Source organism: Prochlorococcus sp. ALOHA_ZT_50, from assembly GCF_022447305.1.
GTDB lineage: Bacteria > Cyanobacteriota > Cyanobacteriia > PCC-6307 > Cyanobiaceae > Prochlorococcus_A.
This window is the reverse complement of the sequence record NZ_JAKVCI010000001.1, coordinates 14,305-34,876: the sequence shown is the minus strand read 5'-3', so window position 1 is coordinate 34,876 and position 20,572 is coordinate 14,305. Positions and strand designations below refer to the sequence as shown.

20 protein-coding genes are annotated in these 20,572 nt (G+C 33.8%); 10 read left to right on the top strand and 10 right to left on the bottom strand.

Features of this window, described 5'->3' with window-relative positions:
- Nucleotides 1-169 precede the first annotated feature (169 nt).
- Nucleotides 170-1,462 carry a phosphopyruvate hydratase gene (gene eno / locus MK115_RS00185; protein WP_287608086.1) on the top strand — a complete coding sequence of 431 codons (1,293 nt, stop codon included), beginning with the start codon at nt 170-172 and terminating at the stop codon, nt 1,460-1,462.
- A gap of 5 nt (nt 1,463-1,467) precedes the next feature.
- Here eno and MK115_RS00180 read toward each other — a convergent pair whose 3' ends face one another.
- A complete protein-coding gene (locus MK115_RS00180; RefSeq protein WP_287608085.1) occupies nt 1,468-3,135 on the bottom strand; it encodes an ABC1 kinase family protein in 1,668 nt (555 codons plus the stop codon).
- Nucleotides 3,132-3,449, bottom strand: coding sequence for a hypothetical protein (locus tag MK115_RS00175; protein ID WP_287608083.1), 318 nt, complete (start codon nt 3,447-3,449; stop codon nt 3,132-3,134). Before MK115_RS00175 ends, MK115_RS00180 begins: the two co-directional genes overlap by 4 nt.
- Before the next feature lie 255 nt (nt 3,450-3,704).
- Between MK115_RS00175 and MK115_RS00170 the strand changes: the two genes are divergently transcribed.
- The gene (locus tag MK115_RS00170; protein WP_025913212.1) at nt 3,705-4,661 is read left to right on the top strand and encodes an NAD(P)/FAD-dependent oxidoreductase; all 957 of its coding nucleotides are present in this window, start codon (nt 3,705-3,707) and stop codon (nt 4,659-4,661) included.
- 22 nt (nt 4,662-4,683) lie between these two features.
- On the opposite strand, the gene MK115_RS00165 is transcribed toward MK115_RS00170, so the two are convergent.
- Genes MK115_RS00165 through MK115_RS00155 form a run of 3 tightly spaced genes read right to left on the bottom strand, consistent with a single transcriptional unit; the run spans nt 4,684 to nt 7,625 of the window.
- Nucleotides 4,684-4,965, bottom strand: coding sequence for a P-II family nitrogen regulator (locus MK115_RS00165; RefSeq protein WP_002805886.1), 282 nt, complete (start codon nt 4,963-4,965; stop codon nt 4,684-4,686).
- Nucleotides 4,966-4,967: 2 nt separating this feature from the next.
- On the bottom strand, nt 4,968-5,966 hold the full coding sequence (locus MK115_RS00160; RefSeq protein ID WP_025922813.1) for a sodium-dependent bicarbonate transport family permease: 999 nt from the start codon (nt 5,964-5,966) through the stop codon (nt 4,968-4,970).
- A gap of 6 nt (nt 5,967-5,972) precedes the next feature.
- Entirely contained in the window at nt 5,973-7,625 is a 1,653-nt protein-coding gene (locus MK115_RS00155) for a SulP family inorganic anion transporter (RefSeq protein WP_287608076.1), read from the bottom strand.
- Nucleotides 7,626-7,847: 222 nt separating this feature from the next.
- Here MK115_RS00155 and hemB point away from each other — a divergent pair, with 222 nt between their 5' ends.
- From hemB to MK115_RS00130, 5 genes are all read left to right on the top strand, one after another.
- Entirely contained in the window at nt 7,848-8,849 is a 1,002-nt protein-coding gene (gene hemB, locus MK115_RS00150; RefSeq protein WP_287608074.1) for a porphobilinogen synthase, read from the top strand.
- 62 nt (nt 8,850-8,911) lie between these two features.
- Nucleotides 8,912-9,298 (top strand): VOC family protein, encoded by a 387-nt coding sequence (locus MK115_RS00145; protein WP_032523985.1) that lies wholly within the window; start codon nt 8,912-8,914, stop codon nt 9,296-9,298.
- Between the two features lie 14 nt (nt 9,299-9,312).
- Nucleotides 9,313-11,724 (top strand): endonuclease MutS2, encoded by a 2,412-nt coding sequence (locus MK115_RS00140; protein WP_287608072.1) that lies wholly within the window; start codon nt 9,313-9,315, stop codon nt 11,722-11,724.
- A gap of 40 nt (nt 11,725-11,764) precedes the next feature.
- Complete coding sequence (obgE, locus tag MK115_RS00135; protein ID WP_287608071.1) at nt 11,765-12,748, top strand: GTPase ObgE; 984 nt, start codon at nt 11,765-11,767, stop codon at nt 12,746-12,748.
- Between the two features lie 85 nt (nt 12,749-12,833).
- Nucleotides 12,834-13,016, top strand: coding sequence for a hypothetical protein (locus MK115_RS00130; RefSeq protein ID WP_011817712.1), 183 nt, complete (start codon nt 12,834-12,836; stop codon nt 13,014-13,016).
- 70 nt (nt 13,017-13,086) lie between these two features.
- Here MK115_RS00130 and MK115_RS00125 read toward each other — a convergent pair whose 3' ends face one another.
- Together MK115_RS00125 and MK115_RS00120 are read right to left on the bottom strand one after the other, a co-directional pair.
- Complete coding sequence (locus MK115_RS00125) at nt 13,087-13,305, bottom strand: CP12 domain-containing protein (protein WP_019480078.1); 219 nt, start codon at nt 13,303-13,305, stop codon at nt 13,087-13,089.
- A 118-nt stretch (nt 13,306-13,423) separates the two neighbouring features.
- Nucleotides 13,424-14,377: a glutathione S-transferase family protein gene (locus MK115_RS00120; RefSeq protein WP_287608059.1), complete on the bottom strand. Its 954-nt coding sequence runs from the start codon at nt 14,375-14,377 to the stop codon at nt 13,424-13,426.
- A gap of 23 nt (nt 14,378-14,400) precedes the next feature.
- On the opposite strand from MK115_RS00120, the gene MK115_RS00115 reads away from it, so the two are divergent.
- Entirely contained in the window at nt 14,401-15,306 is a 906-nt protein-coding gene (locus MK115_RS00115) for an aspartoacylase (RefSeq protein ID WP_287608058.1), read from the top strand.
- A gap of 117 nt (nt 15,307-15,423) precedes the next feature.
- On the opposite strand, the gene MK115_RS00110 is transcribed toward MK115_RS00115, so the two are convergent.
- The gene (locus tag MK115_RS00110; RefSeq protein WP_257008958.1) at nt 15,424-15,552 is read right to left on the bottom strand and encodes a YWSERL motif small protein; all 129 of its coding nucleotides are present in this window, start codon (nt 15,550-15,552) and stop codon (nt 15,424-15,426) included.
- Between the two features lie 189 nt (nt 15,553-15,741).
- Between MK115_RS00110 and psbA the strand changes: the two genes are divergently transcribed.
- Complete coding sequence (gene psbA, locus MK115_RS00105) at nt 15,742-16,824, top strand: photosystem II q(b) protein (protein WP_002805533.1); 1,083 nt, start codon at nt 15,742-15,744, stop codon at nt 16,822-16,824.
- Nucleotides 16,825-16,932: 108 nt separating this feature from the next.
- Nucleotides 16,933-18,030 carry a chorismate synthase gene (gene aroC, locus MK115_RS00100; protein ID WP_162482604.1) on the top strand — a complete coding sequence of 366 codons (1,098 nt, stop codon included), beginning with the start codon at nt 16,933-16,935 and terminating at the stop codon, nt 18,028-18,030.
- 34 nt (nt 18,031-18,064) lie between these two features.
- Here aroC and MK115_RS00095 read toward each other — a convergent pair whose 3' ends face one another.
- Both MK115_RS00095 and ftsH read right to left on the bottom strand, forming a co-directional pair.
- A complete protein-coding gene (locus MK115_RS00095) occupies nt 18,065-18,691 on the bottom strand; it encodes a bifunctional 4-hydroxy-2-oxoglutarate aldolase/2-dehydro-3-deoxy-phosphogluconate aldolase (RefSeq protein ID WP_075439234.1) in 627 nt (208 codons plus the stop codon).
- A 20-nt stretch (nt 18,692-18,711) separates the two neighbouring features.
- Nucleotides 18,712-20,565, bottom strand: a complete 1,854-nt coding sequence (ftsH, locus tag MK115_RS00090) for an ATP-dependent zinc metalloprotease FtsH (RefSeq protein ID WP_025890345.1) — start codon at nt 20,563-20,565, stop codon at nt 18,712-18,714.
- Nucleotides 20,566-20,572: the final 7 nt, after the last annotated feature.

The window sequence follows — 20,572 nt, the reverse complement described above, 5'->3', positions numbered from 1 at the left end:
TTTGAAAATTATTTAGATGAGAGGATTTGCGGGGACTTTAGAATGAAAAAAACGTTAAATAATATCTAAGCTCTTATAAAATTAAAATTATAGTTGGTTAACAAATATATTTCAGATATTAGCCAAATAGTTCAGCTATTAATAGGATTTAAATAGTAATAATTAAATTGTGAAAGAAACTATTGATTTTCTTATTGATACTGTTGAAGCAAGGCAAGTCCTTGATTCAAGAGGTAATCCAACTGTAGAGGCAGAAGTATTTTTGGAATGTGGTGCAAGTGGTAGAGCAATTGTTCCCAGCGGAGCTAGCACTGGTGCTCATGAGGCACATGAATTAAGAGATGGTGGTTCGAAATATATGGGGAAAGGCGTTTTGAATGCTGTTAATAAAATTCATGAAACAATATCGCCGGCTTTATGTGGTTTGTCATCTTTAGATCAAACTGCAGTAGATAAATTAATGATTGAAATTGATGGAACTCCTAATAAGTCTAACCTTGGAGCAAATTCAATCCTTGCAGTAAGTCTTGCAACTGCTAGAGCATCAGCAAATGCTTTAGACATTCCCCTATATAGATATCTTGGAGATCCATTATCCAATCTTCTTCCAGTCCCATTGATGAATGTAATAAATGGTGGTGCTCATGCACCAAATAGTCTTGATTTTCAGGAATTTATGCTTGTTCCACATGGAGTTAATAATTTCAGTGAATCATTAAGAATGGGTACTGAAATTTTTCACTCATTAAAATCATTACTTGATCAAAAAGGTCTATCTACTGCTGTAGGCGATGAGGGTGGATTTGCACCTAATTTGTCATCAAGCGAAGAAGCAGGGGACTTATTATTAGAAGCAATTCAAAAAGCCGGATTTAAGCCTGGTGAGCAGGTATCTTTAGCTTTAGATGCTGCTAGTACTGAATTTTATAGTGATGGTATTTATAAATATGAAGGTAAAAGTTTAAATAGTTCTGAAATGATTTCATATCTTTCAAGATTAGTTTCTAATTATCCAATAGTTTCAATAGAGGACGGTTTAGCTGAGGATGATTGGGAGGGTTGGTCAGAATTAAACAAAGAATTAGGAAATAAAGTTCAGCTTGTAGGTGATGATTTATTCGTTACTAATACAGAAAGATTAAGGAAAGGGATTATGGAAAAATCTGCCAATTCAATCCTAATAAAGGTAAATCAAATTGGAACATTAACTGAAACTTTGGAAGCTATTGAGTTAGCTAAAATGTCTGGTTTCACAAGTGTTATTAGTCATAGAAGTGGTGAGACTGAAGATACAACAATTGCTGATTTATCTGTCGCCACAAGATCGGGTCAGATCAAGACCGGCTCTTTGAGTAGAAGTGAAAGGATTGCAAAATACAATAGGCTTTTAAAAATTGAGGAGGAATTGGGAAATCAAGCAAGATTCGCTGGAGCTTTAGGTTTAGGTCCCAAAAATATATAGTTTTTTTAGCGCTTAAGTTTTTCTAAACGTGAGCCTTTTCTCATACTTAATTGGCATTTTATCCAATCAATACTTATTGGTAGTGCAAAAAAAAGTGGCAACAATGCAAAATTATTTTGTTTATTGGTTACAAGTAAAGCAGATGCAATTGATAAGCTTCCTATAAGAATTGAATGGCCTAAAGTTTTTTGAGCCGTAAACATTTTTTTGAATTGCCTATCAGACTCTCCCATTCTTATTTGCAATTGTAAATCGCCCTGCTCTAATCTTTCTAAACTTTCATCTATTCTTTTGGGAATTCCAACAGCTTTCGATCCTAGTTCACCTACTTGCCTTCCAAATTGGTTAATTAAATCGTTGGGAGTTTGATTATTTGAAGTCATAAGTTCTATTAAATAAGGCTTGGTAACTGATACAAGGTTAAACCCTGGATCAAGCATTCTACCAACTCCTTCAAAAGTTGATAAAGCTCTCATCACAAAGATTAAATCTACTGGCAGTTGAAATGGTGTTTCATAAACAAGTTCGTATAAATCTCCAGATAATTTTTCAATAATATTTGGACTAAATGGTGGAGTTAAGGCTTCTTTAAGCATCAATCTGACTAATCTTCTGACTGGTCCTACATCAATATCTTTTGAAATTAGCCCAGCTTGTTGTAATTGACTAACAAGTGATGAGGCGTCTCTTAAAGCAGCAGCCTTAACCATCCCCCCTAATCTTGTTTGAAGATTATTTGAGATATTGCCCATCATTCCAAAATCATAAAAAATCAATTTACCTTCATTTGAAACTGCTAGATTCCCTGGATGAGGGTCTGCATGAAAAAAACCGTAATTTACTAATTGTTTTAAATAGCTGATGGCACCTATTTCTGCAATTTTAGGTAAATCAATTTCTTGTGATTGTAATTTTTCTAAATCGCTTATTTTTGTTCCTTCTAGATAACTTAAACAAAGGACTTTTTCACTGCTCATATCCCAAATTACTTCAGGAACTTCAACATTTTCATCATCAAGAAATTGCTGTCTAAATCTTGCTGCATATTGTGCTTCACAATTAAAATCAAGCTCCTTCATGAGAACTTTCCTACACTCTTTAGCAATCTCAACCCAGTTTCTACCTCGACTCCAATTCTTATTTTTCTGCAATAATCCTGCTATTTGCTGCATTATGCCCAAATCGATAATAAACAATTCTTTTAAATTGGGTCTTTGAACTTTAAAAACTACTTTCTTACCATCTTTTAAAGTCGCTCTATGAACCTGAGCTAGTGATGCTGATCCAACCGGATCACATATTATTTGATCTATTTCATTAAACTTAGATCCTAGTTCTTCTCTTATAGTTTCTTCAACTTGCGCAAATGAAAAATTAGGAACTTGATCCTGCAATTTAGACAATTCCTGTATCCAGGTATTAGGAATTAAATCAGGTCTCGCTGATAATAATTGTCCAATTTTAATAAATGCTGAACCAAGCTTTATTAATTGATTAGTAAACCACCTAGCTCTTTTAATTTGGACCCTACTTTTTTCATTGTTCTTAGTTTGGAAAATTGTAAATCTAATATTATCTATCCATAAATTTATTAAAAGCGAAATCAGAGTTATCCAAATAAGAAAGGCCCTCTTCAATTTTTTTAAACGATAATGAAGAATGTGATAACTCATTTAATTTGATTATTTATATTTTTATTAAAGAGATCAATTTGCTTATTGATACCTTCAATTTCATTTAAAGCTTTTTTTATTTTGGAATCTTGATAAGTATTTGTAGACTCATTTTCTTGAATATTTTCGGCTTTTTCCATTCTTGAGGCTTCTTCGATTATGGATTCTTTCAAACTATCAAATTCTTTTTTGAGAATTTCTGGAGCATCCTGAGCAATATTTGTTGCTTCTTCAATTTTTTCAACCAATATCTCGTTTAATTTTTCGGTTACTTTCTTAATGGCAGCTTTTAAAAGGTAATCAGAGTTGGTCATGAAAAATATAATGTTTCAACGGCAATTGATTTTTCGATATGACCTAATAATAGATCAATACAGAACATTTCACGTAACTGATCATTTTGATAATTAATTTTTTATGTTTTTCCTATGTAAGTTTGTTTCTATATTAAGCTTTTTTCTCTTTTTTCTTTTAACTTATATCTATATAAAGGTTCAGGTATTTACTTTAAAAATATCTTCTAACCAAGAACTCATCTAATTAACTACTAAAAAAGGAGTTTTTTAAAATTGGAAATCATTGAGTCAGATGTAGTTATTATCGGAGGAGGCCCGGCCGGATGTACTTGCGCACTTTATACATCTCGTTCAAACTTAAAGACAGTAATTTTAGATAAAAATCCATCTGTTGGCGCCTTAGCAATAACTCATCAAATAGCTAATTATCCAGGTGTTCCGGTTGATATAAGTGGAGAGAAATTACTTACTCTAATGAGAGAACAGGCTGTGCAATACGGCACAGATTATAGAAGAGCGCAAGTGTTTGGAATAGACGCTAGTGGAGAATGGAAAATGGTTTATACGCCCGAAGGCACTTTCAAAGCTAAAGCACTTGTACTTGCAAGTGGAGCCATGGGTAGGCCTGCATCATTTAAGGGCGAAGCGGATTTTCTTGGCAAAGGAGTAAGTTATTGTGCTACATGTGATGGGGCTTTTTATAAAAATAGAGAAGTTGCCGTTGTTGGAGTGAACAAGGAGGCAATTGAAGAGGCAACTGTTCTAACTAAATTTGCATCAACTGTGCATTGGATTACATCAAGTGATCCTAAATCAGATAATGAAGAAGCTATGGAATTGATGGATAATTCAAATATAAAACATTGGAGTAGAACAAGATTATTGGAAATATTGGGCGATGATATGGGTGTGAATGGGGTTGTTGTAAAAAATAAGCAAGAAGAAAATCCTATCAATTTAAATTTAGATGGAGTGTTTGTCTACATGAGTGGTTCAAAGCCGATTACTGATTTTTTAGGGGATCAAATTGCTTTAAAAGAAGACGGAGGAGTTATTGTGGATGACTTTATGTCTACAAACTCTGATGGAGTATGGGCTATTGGAGATATAAGAAATACACCATTTAAGCAAGCCGTAGTTGCGGCTTCTGATGGATGTATTGCTGCAATGTCAATTGATAGATACTTAAATAGTCGAAAAAATATAAGAGTAGATTGGATTCATTCTTAAAAATAAATATTGCTTCTTTAATTTAAAGGGGTGTTGCTTCAGAAATATAAGCAACTCCTCCGTAGTAGCTTAAATCGTCCCTGATGTTATCTCTCATTTTATCTATTAATTCTTGCTCACAAAAAACAATTACATGAGCATTTGCTCCTAATCCTGTAAATTCCATATCTTCAGTAACAACTCTTTCAGGCCCTCTGCCTGTGGCGTGTTTCATAACTGTATATCCAGGAACATTAGCTTTTTCTAATGTTTTAATGATTGCATCTAGTTCTCTTTCACTAAATATCAAGTCTAATCTTTTCATTTTTATAGAGGGGACAATGGGATAATGGTATTTACTAAACTCATATATATGGGAATGCCAAGAACTATATTGAATGGGAAAGTTAGACCTAGTGTAGTTGAAATATAATAACTAGATTTAGCTTCTGGAACTGTCATCCTCATCGCTGCAGGAACTGCTAAATAAGAGGCGCTTGCACATAAAACCACAAATAAAAGTGCGTTGCCAGGTCCTAAAGATAAAAATCTTGCAACGAAAACACCAATAAATGCATTAAATAAAGGCATAAAAATAGCAAAGCCAATCAAGAACGAACCCGCATTCTTCAGTCTCGGCAATCTTTGAGCAGCGACTATTCCCATATCTAACAAGAAGAAGCATTCTGCTCCATAGAATAATTGTCCAGTAAAAGGCTCCATTTTTGCAATCCCTGAGGGATTACTGGAAGCAGTAAGAAATCCTACAATTAAGCTTGAGAGCAATAAATAAACTGATCCATTCAAAAGTGATTCGTGTAATATTGCGCTTAGATGCATTTTTCTTGATTTTGGTCTATTTTTGGGAGCTGCAAATTTCACAAGTAATAATCCAACAATTATTGCAGGAGATTCCATTAAAGCTAAGGCGCCAACCATAAACCCATCAAAAGCTATTTTTTGACTTTCCAAAAAACTTTCTGCGGAAATAAATGTAACAGCACTAATTGAACCGTATGCTGCTGCTATTGCGGCTGAATTAAAGACATCAAACTTAAATCTTAAAATTAAAAATCCAATCAGCGGGATTACAAGTGACATCAGTATTGCAGCACTTAAAGTAGGCAATACTTGATCTGTAAAACCACTTTTCTGTATCTCTATACCTCCTTTAAACCCAATAGCTAGTAGCAGATATAAGGAGAAGAGTTTAGGTAATGGAGCTGGTATTTCTAAATCAGATTTAAAGAGTACTGATATTGCTCCAATCAAAAAGAAAAGAACTGGCGGGGCTAATACATTTTGCAGAATTGGATTTATTTCCATAAATTATTAGGCTATTTCATTTAGAGCAGTTTCTAAAGCTTCTTTTCTTGTTTCAATAATGCCTTCAACTCCAAACTTAGCTAATCTATCTTTTACTTTTTCATTAGCACCAGCAACAAATGCTTTTCTGGAATTATTTTTTGCTTCTTGCATCATATCCTCTATTGCCAGAGTCGCAGTAACTCCAAGTCGTGGTACATCAGTGATATCTAATATCAAAACTTTGTAGTTTCTTACAAGCATCATTCTCTCAGATATGCCTTTAGCTGCTCCAAAACTAAGTGGTCCTTTAAGTCTAAATAGCATTACCTCGCCTGAACATCTATCTAGAAGTGCTTTTTCATCAGCAGGCAAAGCATTTTTTCCTTGATCATCTTCTGATAAAGGATTATCCTCATCCATACCTTCTAGTTGAGTTTCGGTTATTGAATCAATAGTGAGCATATTTGCTATGAATACACCGACTAAAACTGCCCAAATTAAATCCCAAAAAACAGTCATTAAAAGTACGCCGTACATTACTACTGATGTTTTTAAAGATAATTTGTGAGCCCTCCTCAAGAATCCCCAATCAATAATATCTAGGCCTACTTTTATAAGAATTCCTGCTAGCAATGCAGTTGGTATTTGCTCAGCTAAAGGTCCTGCACCAACTAAAACTATCAACAATACAACCGAGTGAACCATACCAGAAATGGGAGTTGATCCTCCAGATTTAACATTTATAACTGTTCTCATGGTTGCTCCTGCTCCAGGTAAACCTGAAAACAGACCTGCAACAGCATTTCCTATTCCTTGACCAATAAGTTCTCTATCAGAATTATGTTTTGTTTGAGAGATATTGTCTGCTACTAGAGATGTCAGTAAGGAGTCAATTGCGCCAAGTACTGCTAGGACTAATCCTGCTTTGAAAATAATTGGGAAATATTGATTAAAACTTGGGAAATTTAAAGATGGAACTCCCCTTGGAATTTCTCCAATTCTATCAATAGCTCCATCTCCAAAAATTAATATTGATATTGGGGTAACTATCAATAGGGCCAAGAGAGGAGAAGGAACCCACTGACTTATTTTTCTAGGAGTAAGAAATACTATACCTAGTGTCATTATTGCTACTCCAATAGCAGCACCATTGGGCTGGAAATTTGAAAATACAGTAGTTAAAGATTCGACTACTCCACCTCGAGTGCTAATTCCAAGTAATGGTCCAATCTGAAGCGCAATGATTATTACTCCAATACCAGACATAAATCCTGAAACAACAGAATATGGAACTAAAGTAATGTATTTACCTAGTTTTAGAATCCCGAATAATATTTGCAGTAAGCCGCCAATGACTACCGCTGCCATAACTAAAGGTAAAATTTGTCCTGCAGAAAGATCTCTTGGAACCCCTACTGCTGCTAAGCCTGCTACTACACCTGCAACAGTTACACTCATGGGACCGGTAGGTCCACTAACTTGAGCAGGTGTTCCGCCGAATAATGCTGCTAAAAAACCAACTACTACTGCTCCATATAGTCCATAAATTGCTCCGCCAGGTCCTAACGCAGCATTACCAAAAGCAAGAGCGAGAGGTAAAGCCACTACTGCGGCTGTGATGCCTCCAAGAATATCGCCTCTTACATTTTTCAGATGAAATCCATTAATTATTTTCAAAGATGCTCTCCTTAAAATAAATACTTAACTAGAAGATATTATCTCTTAATGACGTAAATTTGTGAAAAATGAAGATTGTGCAAAATATTTTTGTAACTTTTTTTGCTCTTATTAAATAAATTTTAGTTAATTTTCCTGAACAAAAGTAGTCTCTGATTGATTTATGTGCGAGGCAAGCGATTAATGTATTAGATAAATATTTTTCAATTTAATAATATTCAAATGAATTCGATTATTCGTCCAAGAAGATTAAGAAGAACTGAGGCAATTAGAGAAATGGTTAGAGAAAACCATCTAAAGGCATCGGACTTTATATATCCATTATTTATTCATGAAAAAGATTTTAAAGAGGAAATTTCAGCAATGCCCGGAACTTATAGATGGGATATTAATGGCTTAATAAAGGAGGTTACTAGGGCATGGGAATTGGGAATAAGGTGTGTGGTTCTTTTCCCAAAAATTAACGATAGCTTAAAGACTGAAGATGGAGCAGAATGTTTTAATGAAGACGGTTTAATACCTAAAGCTATTCGAATATTAAAAAAAGAGATTCCAGAAATGGCAATAATGACAGATGTTGCCTTGGACCCATACTCTTGTGATGGTCATGATGGATTAGTTGATGAAACTGGAAAAATATTGAATGATGAAACGATTGAAATTTTAAAAAAACAAGCTTTAACTCAAGCTAGAGCTGGAGCAGATTTTATTGGCCCTAGTGACATGATGGATGGGAGAGTTGGAGCAATTAGGACTGCTCTTGATAGTGAAGGATTTAGTGATGTAGGTATTATTAGTTATACAGCTAAATATTCATCTGCTTATTATGGTCCGTTTAGAACTGCTTTAGATTCGGCTCCTAGAGAAAATAGTAAGAAAATAATTCCAGACAATAAGTCTACATATCAAATGGACCCTGCCAATTCAAAAGAGGCTTTAATTGAATCTGCATTGGATCAGTATGAAGGAGCTGATATTTTGATGGTAAAACCAGGAATTTCATACTTGGATATTGTTTATAGATTAAGCACTTTTTCAAATAAACCCATAGCTGCATACAACGTTAGTGGGGAGTATTCCATGGTAAAGTCTGCTGCTATGAAGAACTGGATTAACGAAAAAGATATTGTTTTAGAGACATTGCTTAGTTTTAAAAGAGCAGGAGCAAAATTAATACTCACTTATCATGCTTGTGATGCATCTCAATGGTTGCAGGATACTTAAAAACTCATTATTAACAAAAATTTGGTTTATTCTTAGATAAGTAATAAATTAATTGCTTTGTTTTGAAGTTTTCACAAGGAGTAAATAGGATTGGTCACATTGCACTTAGAGTAGAGAATCTCGAAAGGGCGAAATCTTTTTATATTAAGCTGGGTATGAATTTGGTTTGGGATGATAAAGATTGGTCTTATTTAGAGGCAGGTAAAGGGAAAGATGGACTTGCGTTGTTAGGCCCTAGCTACAAAGCTGCGGGACCTCACTTTGCTTTTCATTTTGAAAATAAAAAAGAAGTGGAAAATATTCAAAATGATTTAAAAAATTCTGGTGTAAAAGTTGGTCCTTTACATGAGCATAGAGATGGAACAGCATCTTTTTATATGAAGGATACTGAAGGAAACTGGCTTGAGATGCTTTATGTTCCTCCTGAAGGGATTCAATCGAATGTTTGATTCTTTTTTTTTGTATGCAAGAGAAAAGTTATTCTAAAAAATCATATTCAGATAACACCTTAGAAGAAGAATCTATAAACCTTTTAGAGTGGGATTCATTAAAAACGCATTTATCTTCATTCGCCTCAACGGAAATGGGTAAACGAGCAATTTTAAGTTTTGGTATTCCTTCAGAATACGAAGCCTCTAAAAGACTGTTGAATGAAACTGTTGAAATAAATGAGCTAGAAAATAATTTAGATAAATCAATTAGTTTTTCTGGTGTTTTTGATATTAGTAGAAATATTGAAATTTGTTCCAAGGGAGGTGTAATTTCATCTTCTGAATTGTTAGAAATAGCGAAAACAATTGCTGCAGCAAGAAATTTAAAAAAAATCTTATTAGATTTTGAACAAAGGCCTTATATTTCATCATTTACAAAAAATTTAATTGACCATCAGAATATCGAAACGATTTTTAAAAAAGGCATTGAATCTAATGGAAGGATTTCAGACAATGCTAGTAATGAACTATCTATTCTTAGAAAAGAATTATTATCTAAGAAACTTGAAAGAAAAATATTAGTTGAGAAATTTATTCAAAAGAATTTAGCTTATTTGCAAGATACTACTATTGGAGATCGATATGGAAGGCCTGTTTTAGCAGTGAAAGTTAATTATGTAGATAAATTTAAAGGCATAATTCATGACTCTTCATCTTCAGGAAATACAGTATATTTTGAGCCTGAAAGTGTAGTAACTAAAGGTAATAAGATTGCTTCTTTAGAGGCTAGGATCACAGCAGAAGAATTTAAATTACTTAAGAAATGGTCCCAAGTTGTTAGTGATAATTCAGAAAATCTTATTGAAATGGCATCCATTTTATTGAGATTAGAAAATGCTCTAACTCGTTCAAGATATTCGAAATGGATTGGAGGCAAAACTCCTACGTTTGAGAAAAATCCTATTATTTCTTTAATTGGTTTTTCTCATCCGTTATTGATTTGGGAACATAAGAAAAAAGGAGCCCCTCCACCAGTAGCTGTCGATTTTTATATAAATAGAAATATTAAGGTTGTAGCTATTACAGGTCCAAATACTGGAGGTAAAACAGCAGCTTTAAAAGGTTTGGGCTTGTCTTTACTTATGGCTAGAGCAGGATTATTGATACCTTCAACTAATAATCCTATTATCCCTTTTTGTCCAAATATATATGTGGATATAGGAGATAATCAATCATTAGAAGAAAATTTATCTACCTTCAGTGGGCATATATCCCGCATAAAAGAGATATTAGATTCACTTGATAATAAGAAAGGATTATCAGTTGTTTTGTTAGATGAGATTGGATCTGGCACAGATCCTCTTGAAGGAAGTGCTCTTGCGATGGCTTTATTAAAAGAATTTGCAAATAAATCTGATATCACTTTTGCAACTACACATTATGGAGATATTAAGGCTTTAAAATATAACGACTCAAGATTTGAAAACGTATCAGTTGCCTTTGATGAGGATTCTTTGAAGCCAAAATATATACTCAACTGGGGTATTCCTGGGAGAAGTAATGCTTTGTCAATTTCAAAGAGAATTGGTCTCGATGAAAGCATACTCAATGAAGCTGCAAATTATCTAAAGCCAAAAGAAGTTGACAATATTAACAGTATTATTAAAGGACTTGAGGAAGAGAGGATTAAACAACAAAATTCTGCAGAAGCTGCTGCAGAATTGATTGCAAGGACTGAAATATTACATGATGAACTGAAGAGAAATTATGAATATCAAAAAATAAATGCTGAAAAAATCCAGGAAATTGAAAGGTCTAAATTATCAAAACATATTGTATCCGCTAAAAAAGAGGTAATAGATTTGATTAAAAAATTAAGAGATAAAAATGTTAATGGAGAGGATACGAGAATTATTGGAAAAAGATTAAAGGAAATTGAGACGGAACATTTAACCCAAAAAAAATTTGAAAAGTCAATATCATGGAATCCTCAGGTAGGCGATTTTGTAAAAATTAAAAGTCTAAATAGTACGGGACAAATTGTAGATTTAGATAAAAAAGGTGGTTTTTACGAAGTTAAATGTGGTTCATTCAGAAGCACATTATCTGTAAATGACTTTGAAGGTATTAATGGAGAAAAGCCTAATTTCAAAAGGTCAAAAATTGAGATCAAGTCTACAAGAGAAGATTTTTCTTTTTCTAAAATTAGAACGAGTAAAAATACAATTGACGTAAGAGGGTTAAGAGTTCATGAAGCCGAAATAATTATTGAGGAGAAAATTAGAAAATTTCATGGACCGCTATGGATTGTTCATGGAATTGGCACAGGGAAATTAAAAAAAGGACTAAGAAATTGGTTATCAGGTTTAAATTATGTTGATAAGATTGAAGATGCAGCCAACAACGAGGGTGGACCTGGTTGCAGTATTGCGTGGATAAAATAAAATTTAAAATACCTAGAAAACAATTTAATAAGCGTATTAAGTGCAATTTATTGATCAAGCAAACATTATTCTTAAAGCTGGAAAAGGTGGAAATGGAATAGTTTCATTTAGAAGAGAAAAATTCGTTCCTGCTGGAGGACCTTCGGGGGGAAATGGTGGCAGAGGGGGTTCAGTTATTTTGATGGCTGATAATAATCTTCAAACATTATTAGATTTCAAATTCAAACGTGAAATAATTGCTGAAGATGGATGCAAAGGAGGTCCTAATAAGAGATCAGGTGCTTCAGGTGAGGATACAATCCTTAAAGTACCCTGCGGTACAGAAATAAGGGATATTAAAACCGGCATTATTTTAGGAGACTTAACTAAAGATAAACAGAGTTTAACTATTGCCATTGGAGGAAGAGGTGGACATGGTAATGCTTACTATTTAAGTAATCAAAATAGAGCCCCAGAATCATTCACTGAAGGAAAAGATGGTGAGATATGGGAGGTTCAATTAGAACTAAAACTTCTTGCAGAGGTTGGGATTATAGGCCTTCCAAATGCTGGGAAAAGTACTTTGATTTCCGTTGTATCATCTGCCCGTCCAAAAATCGCAAATTATCCTTTCACAACTCTAATACCTAACTTAGGTGTAGTAAGAAAAATTGATGGGAATGGTTGCCTTTTTGCGGATATTCCTGGATTAATATCAGGTGCAGCTGATGGAGTAGGTTTAGGGCATGATTTTTTAAGGCACATCCAAAGAACGAAGATACTTGTTCACTTAATTGATGCAATTGCAGAAAATCCTTTACATGATTTTGAGATAATTGAGCAGGAATTAAAAAAATATGGAAAAGGTCTTTTAGATAAAGAGAGGATAATAGTATTGAATAAAATGGAGCTGGTAGATGATGATTATTTGAAAATAATTTCAAAAAAGTTAGAAGATTTATCTAAAAAGAAAGTTTTAGTTATTTCTTCATCTTTAAAAAAAGGTTTATCTTCACTGCTTTCTGAAGTATGGAAAAGGATCTAACTTAAATTTAAAATTTTTTTGTAAAAAAAACACTTGATTTAATAATGAAAATTAGTCATAAATAAGATACTTCTTTAAACACAATATGAATTTCTATACTTGCTTTGATCAACAAGGAAAAATAATAGCTAGATGTCAAACCATTCAAGATATTGAGGTTTTGAAGAAAATGGGAAGACCAATTGTAGAAGTCAAGGAAATGAAAAATGAGGAGTCGGTTGTTTGTTCGCTTACAGGAAGTCCATCCGACTTTAATAGAGATTACTAATAGAATTAATAAATAAAAAAAAGGGCTTTTAGAGCCCTTTTTTATTGTGCATTATCTATCAAAAGAAAACTTAATCATCATAAACAAGACATTCTGGTTCATCCGGGTTGGCATCGCAGAATAGTTCCAAAGCATTAGGGTCATGTTTATCATCTGGATGATGATCCTTATATTCTTCGAGTTCTTTTAGCTCTTCAGTTAAATGTCTGACCTTTGGAAGATTGCCCTCTGCTTTTGCAGATTCGATTTCCGATTGATCTTTTTGGATGTGTTCGTCAATGGATTTCATTTTAAGCTTTTCGTACTTTAGTAGACATACATAACATAGTTAATTTCTAATGAAATTGCATTATCTATGAACTAAATAAGTGTTCATTACAACATCATTTTTTTTTGGAAATTGATTTTTATATTTTTTCGGACTCTAATCTCATTATTTCCTCTAGCGATGGTAAAACTGGGATTAGTTGATTTGGGTTTAAAGGGAATAAAGCTTTGTAGTAATCTTTTTTCCATTCATTGTCGAAGCATGTCCTATTTACGTTAGATAATTTAAAGAATTTTAATCTCCATTCAATAATCTTTTCAAAACTTGATAGTTCTTGTTCAGTACATTTGAAAAGTTTGCTATATATCAATTCCCATCTTATAAGCGTTGGAAAAAGGTAAATATCTGCGTAGGTTAACTCTTCTCCAAATATCCAGTCCCCTTTATTTTTCTGTAGTAAATTTTCAATTTCATTTATAGCTGCGAAAAGATTTTGACTTGCTTTTTCGTAAGCTGACTGGTTTCTGGCGAAACCACATTTATATACGCCATCATTAATGCTGTTATTAATTAAATCTAAAAATTTTTGATTACCATCTTTAATACTTAATGCCTGATATTTCGATTCACTTTTTATTGAATTGAGTAGTCTTATAATCTGTGAACTTTCATTAGACAGAATATTTACTTCATCTTTTACAAAGCTAATTAAAAGAGGTAATGTCGCTCTAAAAATAATCTTTTTATTAGCTTTTTTGTAAAGGTCTGAAAGTCTTATACATCCCTTAATCTTTGTATTGAAAATCCATTCGCCATGCTCAACATCTGCTTTTAAAAAAATAACTTTAACTTTTTTAGATAAATGTTTTATTTCGTGGACGAGTAAAGTTCTTTGACACCATGGACAAGAATTCCCTACCAATAAATAAATTTGTCCATTCTCATTATTAATATCGTATTCACTATCAATTGTTATACCTTTAGGCCTTTTATAATTACCATGTAAATCTGATGGCGCGAAGCCATTCATTAATTGGGTCCAAAACCAAAACCAGAATTTTCTGGAGGCCTTTATAAGGTATTTATTTTGCATAAAATTTTATTTTTAAAGAAAAAATGACTGTTCAAAGAATACTTATCGTTTCAGGCACTCATGGGAATGAAATTAATCCTGTTTGGGCTGTTAAGCAATTTAATAGAAAGGAAAATAGTTTAAATAATGGTATTGAGTATGAGTACATCATAGGTAATCCTGCTGCCTATGAAAAAGGTTGCAGATATATAGATGTAGATTTAAATAGATCTTTTAAAGAAAGTGAGAATTTTGATCAACACAAGAATAGCTTTTATGAAACTAATAGAGCCAATTTTTTAGTAGATGAATTTGGAATTGACGGATCTAAACCCTGTCAAATTGCAATCGATTTGCATACTACTACTGCAAATATGGGAACTAGCATTGTTTTGTATGGGAGGAGATTCAAAGATTTTTGTTTAGCTGCATTACTGCAGAACAAATTTGGATTGCCTATTTATTTGCACGAAAAAGATAAAGCCCAAACAGGCTTTCTTGTAGAAGCTTGGCCATGTGGTTTAGTTATTGAAATAGGAGCTGTCGCACAAAATTTTTATGATCAAAATATTATAAATAGATTCTCTCTAATAATTAGCTCCCTAAGGGAAGAGATAGATAAACTAAAAAATAAACTTATAGAACTTCCAAAGGAATTAGTGGTTCATGTTCATCAAGGGAGTATAGATTATCCAAGAGATGAAAAGGGAGATATTGATGGCATAATTCATCCTGAGAGAATAAACCAAGATTGGAAAATGATTAAAAAAGGAGATCCATTATTTCTGGATAGCCAAGGAATAATCCACAAATATGAACGGGACCAATTGATTTGGCCTGTTTTTATTGGAGAAGTTGCTTATAAGGAAAAAAAAATTGCCATGAGCTACACAAAAAAAGAAGTGATTTGTTCCAAAAAACAATGGGTTCAAGAGTTTGAAAGTTTTTAAATTAAGAAACCGGAACAATAAATCGTTGAAAACTAATAAGGATTTTTTATTTTATAGATAAGTTTATTTAATATTTAATACTTTTATTTTTTTTTCTAATTTTTAAACCTTAAAAACCTAAATTCTTTCACTCCAATAAATAACAGCTCCAAAAGCCTCTAATTGCAGTCTTCTATGCTTAGCCTCTCTTAAGGAAACTACCTCTCTAGATCTTTTTCCGTTAAGAAGCCATTCGATTATTACCAAGTTGAATCCTCAATAACAAAGAAAATCTTAAGACATGGAAGTTCTTTTCTCCTGTTTTCCAAAAAATAAGTTTACTTAAAGAAAAAATATTTACACATTTTTAGCGATTTTGGTCTAAAATCTTCGAAGCGGAATTTATTTTCCGTTTTTATTTACACGTCTCACTTTAGAGACATACTTTACGAACTCATGACAACTATTCAGCAGCAGCGTTCTTCGCTGTTAAAAGGTTGGCCACAGTTTTGTGAGTGGGTAACATCAACTAACAACAGAATTTATGTTGGTTGGTTCGGCGTCTTAATGATTCCATGCCTTCTTACAGCAGCGGCTTGCTTCATCGTTGCATTCATCGCAGCACCACCAGTAGACATCGACGGAATTAGAGAGCCAGTTGCTGGTTCATTCCTATATGGAAACAACATCATCTCAGGTGCAGTTGTTCCTTCATCTAACGCTATTGGTCTACACTTCTACCCAATTTGGGAAGCAGCTACTGTAGATGAGTGGTTATACAACGGTGGTCCTTACCAGCTTGTAATTTTCCACTTCCTAATTGGTATCTCAGCATACATGGGAAGACAGTGGGAGCTTTCATACCGTTTAGGTATGCGTCCTTGGATCTGTGTTGCATACTCTGCACCAGTTTCAGCAGCTTTCGCAGTATTTCTTGTATACCCATTCGGTCAAGGTTCATTCTCTGACGGAATGCCTCTAGGTATCTCTGGAACATTCAACTTCATGTTTGTTTTCCAGGCAGAGCACAACATTCTTATGCACCCATTCCACATGGCTGGTGTTGCTGGTATGTTCGGAGGATCTTTATTCTCAGCTATGCACGGTTCACTTGTTACTTCATCTCTAATCAGAGAAACAACTGAGACAGAGTCTCAGAACTATGGTTACAAGTTCGGACAAGAAGAAGAAACATATAACATCGTTGCAGCTCATGGCTACTTCGGTCGTTTGATCTTCCAATATGCAAGTTTCAACAACAGCAGAAGTCTTCACTTCTTCCTAGCTGTATTCCCAGTTGTTTGTGTATGGTTAACTTCAATGGGTATCTGCACAATGGCATTCAACCTTAACGGTTTCAACTTCAACCAGTCAGTTGTTGATGCAAACGGTAAGATTGTTCCTACATGGGGTGACGTTCTTAACAGAGCAAACCTAGGTATGGAAGTAATGCACGAGCGTAACGCTCACAACTTCCCACTTGATCTAGCAGCAGCTGAGTCTACAACAGTAGCTCTTTCAGCTCCAGCTATCGGTTAAGCTTAAAGTTCTTAAATTTACAAGCCCCCTTTTTGGGGGCTTTTTTTTGTTTAATTTTCAATTGGTTTCATATAATGTTTATATATAGATAAAACATTTGATATTTCTATGAGTAGTAGTTTTGGAAAAATTTTTCGTGTTAGTACTTTTGGAGAATCACATGGTGGTGCAGTAGGAGTTATCCTTGATGGATGTCCACCTAAGTTAAAAATAGATATAAATCTGATACAAAATGAATTAGATAGGCGCAGACCTGGCCAAAGTGACATTACAACACCCAGAAATGAAGAAGATAAAATTGAAATATTAAGTGGGATAAAGGAAGGGTTAACACTTGGAACTCCAATAGCAATGTTGGTAAGAAATAAGGATCAAAGACCAGGAGATTATAATAATTTGGAGCAGGTATTTAGACCTTCTCATGCAGATGGTACATATCATCTGAAATATGGAATTCAGGCAAGTTCTGGCGGTGGAAGAGCCTCTGCTAGAGAAACAATTGGGAGAGTAGCTGCTGGTGCTGTAGCAAAACAATTATTAAAAACCTTCTGTAACACTGAAATACTATCTTGGGTAAAGCGTATACATGATATTGATTCTGATATAAATAAAGAGAAGATTTCTCTCAAAAAAATAGATTCTAATATTGTTAGATGTCCTGATGAAAAGGTATCAACAGAAATGATCGAGAGAATTAAGGAATTAAAGCGTCAAGGAGACTCTTGCGGCGGTGTTATTGAATGTCTAGTAAGAAATGTTCCCTCTGGTCTTGGAATGCCTGTTTTTGATAAATTAGAAGCTGATTTAGCAAAGGCTTTGATGTCTTTGCCTGCCACGAAAGGCTTTGAAATAGGTTCAGGTTTCTCTGGAACTTATTTAAAAGGAAGCGAACATAATGATGCCTTCATCAAGTCTGATGATATTAGTAAGTTAAGAACAACATCAAACAATTCAGGAGGTATACAGGGCGGAATAAGTAATGGTGAAAATATCGAGATGAAGATAGCTTTTAAACCTACAGCAACCATTGGGAAAGAACAGAAAACAGTAAATGCTGAAGGTAAAGAAGTACTTATGAAAGCAAAAGGGAGACACGATCCATGCGTTCTACCAAGAGCAGTTCCCATGGTTGATGCTATGGTAGCTTTAGTACTTGCTGATCATTTGCTTCTAAATCATGCTCAATGTGACTTAATAAATAAGTAGTAGTTTTGTTGAATAAATTATATTTATCCTTAACTTAATTATTTTTGAGCCATTCATATATTTTTGGATCAAATTTTTTATTTTTGATAGCTTTATCTCCAATTACAACTGCTTTATACCCTAAAGATTTATAAGTTTTTAAATCATTGATTGATAGTCCTCCAGCAGCAATGAAATCAATATTTTTATAGTTGAGTATATTTATCGAACTATCTTTACTTTTTATTGGGTAAATTTTGATAATGTTGCAATTTAAATCTATCGCTTCCTTAAGATCTTTTAAATTATTAATTCCAGGAATTAATAAATAATTTTTTGACTGCGCATAATTGAAAAGATCTTTATCCCAAAATTTCATCATCGAAAAATTTAATCCAATTTTTAAAGAATCTTCTATTGATTGCTTATTAACTATGGAGGCAGAGCCTAAATTAATTCTTGGATATTTAATTTTGATATCGGATACAAAATCGAACCAATTTTCGTTGTTAGACCAACTTATTTCAATATTCTTTAATCCTAATTTTACTAAGTTTTCTAATTCTTCAAAAAATGAATTTCTTATAGAGGTATTTGAGTAAATATTATCTTCAGGTTTTATAAGTAAAAAAAAAGACTCAATTTTCAGGTACTCCGAAAAAGAATCTTCTTTGTTATGCATTAAAAATTTAAAATTCCGCGTTAAATATAGTTTGCGACTTTTACTTCTGAGCGGTTGAGCAAGTCTTGGATATCTTCAGTATCTATAGTTTCTCTTTCAATTAGCATTTGAGCCATTTCGTCAAGAACAGTTCTATTGTCTGTTAAAACTTTTGTAGCTCTCTTATAGGCAACATCAACAAGTTCTGAAACCTCTACATCAATTGTTGCGGCTGTGTCTTCAGAGAAGTCTCTTGTAGAACTCATATCTCTTCCGAGAAACATTCCACCTTGAGATTGACCTAGAGCGACTGGACCTATTTTGTCACTCATACCAAATTTAGTGATCATTTGTCTTGCTACATTGGCAACTTGTTGTAAATCATTTGAAGCTCCGGTTGTTACCTCTTCTTCGCCATAGACTATTTCTTCAGCAACTCTTCCACCAAGAGCTACAGCCATTTGATTTTGAAGGTAAGAACGAGAGTAAAGACCAGATTCCATTCTTTCTTCACTTGGAGTAAAGAAGGTTAAACCTCCAGCTTGACCTCTAGGAATTATTGAAACTTTTGCTACTGGATCATAATCAGGCATTAATGCTCCAACGAGTGCATGACCAGCTTCGTGATAAGCAACTAATTCTTTTTTCTTATCACTGATGACTCTATCTTTCTTTTCTGGACCAGCCATAACTCTTTCAATGGCATCACCGACTTCATCATTACTTACTTTATCTAAATCTTTTCTAGCTGCTAGTATTGCTGCTTCATTTAAAAGATTAGCTAAATCTGCACCAGTAAATCCTGGTGTTCTTCTAGCAACTTTATCTAAATCAACGTCTTTTGAAAGAGTTTTATCTTTCGCATGAACATTTAATATCTGCAATCTTCCAGCATAATCTGGTCTATCTACTGTTACCTGTCTATCGAATCTTCCAGGACGCATTAAAGCTGAATCTAAGACATCTGGTCTGTTGGTGGCAGCAACTATTATTATTCCTGAATTACCTTCAAAACCATCCATTTCGGTTAAGAGTTGATTTAATGTTTGTTCTCTTTCATCATTTCCTCCGCCCATACCAGCTCCTCTTTGTCTTCCAACTGCATCTATTTCGTCAATAAACACAATACAAGGAGCATTCTTTTTAGCTTGTTCAAAAAGATCTCTAACTCTGCTAGCTCCAACTCCTACAAACATCTCTACAAATTCTGAACCAGATATTGAGAAAAAAGGTACACCTGCTTCTCCAGCTACTGCTTTTGCTAACAATGTTTTTCCTGTACCAGGAGGGCCAACAAGAAGAACTCCTTTTGGAATTTTTGCTCCGACTGCAGTAAATCTATCTGGGCTCTTAAGAAAATCTACAACTTCTGTGAGTTCTAATTTTGCACCTTCAACACCAGCAACATCTGAAAAGGTTACTTGTGTAGATGGTTCCATTTGCAGTCTAGCTTTGCTTTTGCCAAAACTCATGGCAGGGTTACCACCTCCAGCATTACCACTTTGGGATCTTCTGAAAAGAAAAAATAGGCCTCCAATCAAAAGTACTGGGAAAATTAAGCTACTTACAGCCTGTTGCCATGGATTGGCTAATTTTGTAGGAGTTACAGCTATATCTACATTATTCTCAGTCAGTATTTTTAATAAATCTTTGTCAGGGGCTAAATTGACCTCAGACCTGCTCCCATCATTTTCAACAACTTGAGCTGTGGCATTATCTGGAGATATTAGGACTCTACTGATTTCTTTATCTTGAACTGCCTCTATAAAATCACTATATCTCAAGGTCTTTGTAGAACTTTCAGTACTAGGTTTATCAAAAACTGAAGTACCAATGAAAATTACAGTAATAACAGCTAGGACATAAAGTCCTACGTTTCTCCAACGTTTGTTCACGATAAAA

What these genes read in the sequence shown, in the direction of transcription:
- MK115_RS00180 (WP_287608085.1), bottom strand. Translation starts at nt 3,135, where the DNA reads ATGAGTTATCACATTCTTCATTATCGTTTAAAAAAATTGAAGAGGGCC.
- MK115_RS00175 (WP_287608083.1), bottom strand. Translation starts at nt 3,449, where the DNA reads ATGACCAACTCTGATTACCTTTTAAAAGCTGCCATTAAGAAAGTAACC.
- MK115_RS00165 (WP_002805886.1), bottom strand. Translation starts at nt 4,965, where the DNA reads ATGAAAAGATTAGACTTGATATTTAGTGAAAGAGAACTAGATGCAATC.
- MK115_RS00160 (WP_025922813.1), bottom strand. Translation starts at nt 5,966, where the DNA reads ATGGAAATAAATCCAATTCTGCAAAATGTATTAGCCCCGCCAGTTCTT.
- hemB (WP_287608074.1), top strand. Translation starts at nt 7,848, where the DNA reads ATGAATTCGATTATTCGTCCAAGAAGATTAAGAAGAACTGAGGCAATT.
- MK115_RS00140 (WP_287608072.1), top strand. Translation starts at nt 9,313, where the DNA reads ATGCAAGAGAAAAGTTATTCTAAAAAATCATATTCAGATAACACCTTA.
- MK115_RS00130 (WP_011817712.1), top strand. Translation starts at nt 12,834, where the DNA reads ATGAATTTCTATACTTGCTTTGATCAACAAGGAAAAATAATAGCTAGA.
- MK115_RS00125 (WP_019480078.1), bottom strand. Translation starts at nt 13,305, where the DNA reads ATGAAATCCATTGACGAACACATCCAAAAAGATCAATCGGAAATCGAA.
- MK115_RS00120 (WP_287608059.1), bottom strand. Translation starts at nt 14,377, where the DNA reads ATGCAAAATAAATACCTTATAAAGGCCTCCAGAAAATTCTGGTTTTGG.
- MK115_RS00115 (WP_287608058.1), top strand. Translation starts at nt 14,401, where the DNA reads ATGACTGTTCAAAGAATACTTATCGTTTCAGGCACTCATGGGAATGAA.
- psbA (WP_002805533.1), top strand. Translation starts at nt 15,742, where the DNA reads ATGACAACTATTCAGCAGCAGCGTTCTTCGCTGTTAAAAGGTTGGCCA.
- aroC (WP_162482604.1), top strand. Translation starts at nt 16,933, where the DNA reads ATGAGTAGTAGTTTTGGAAAAATTTTTCGTGTTAGTACTTTTGGAGAA.
- MK115_RS00095 (WP_075439234.1), bottom strand. Translation starts at nt 18,691, where the DNA reads ATGCATAACAAAGAAGATTCTTTTTCGGAGTACCTGAAAATTGAGTCT.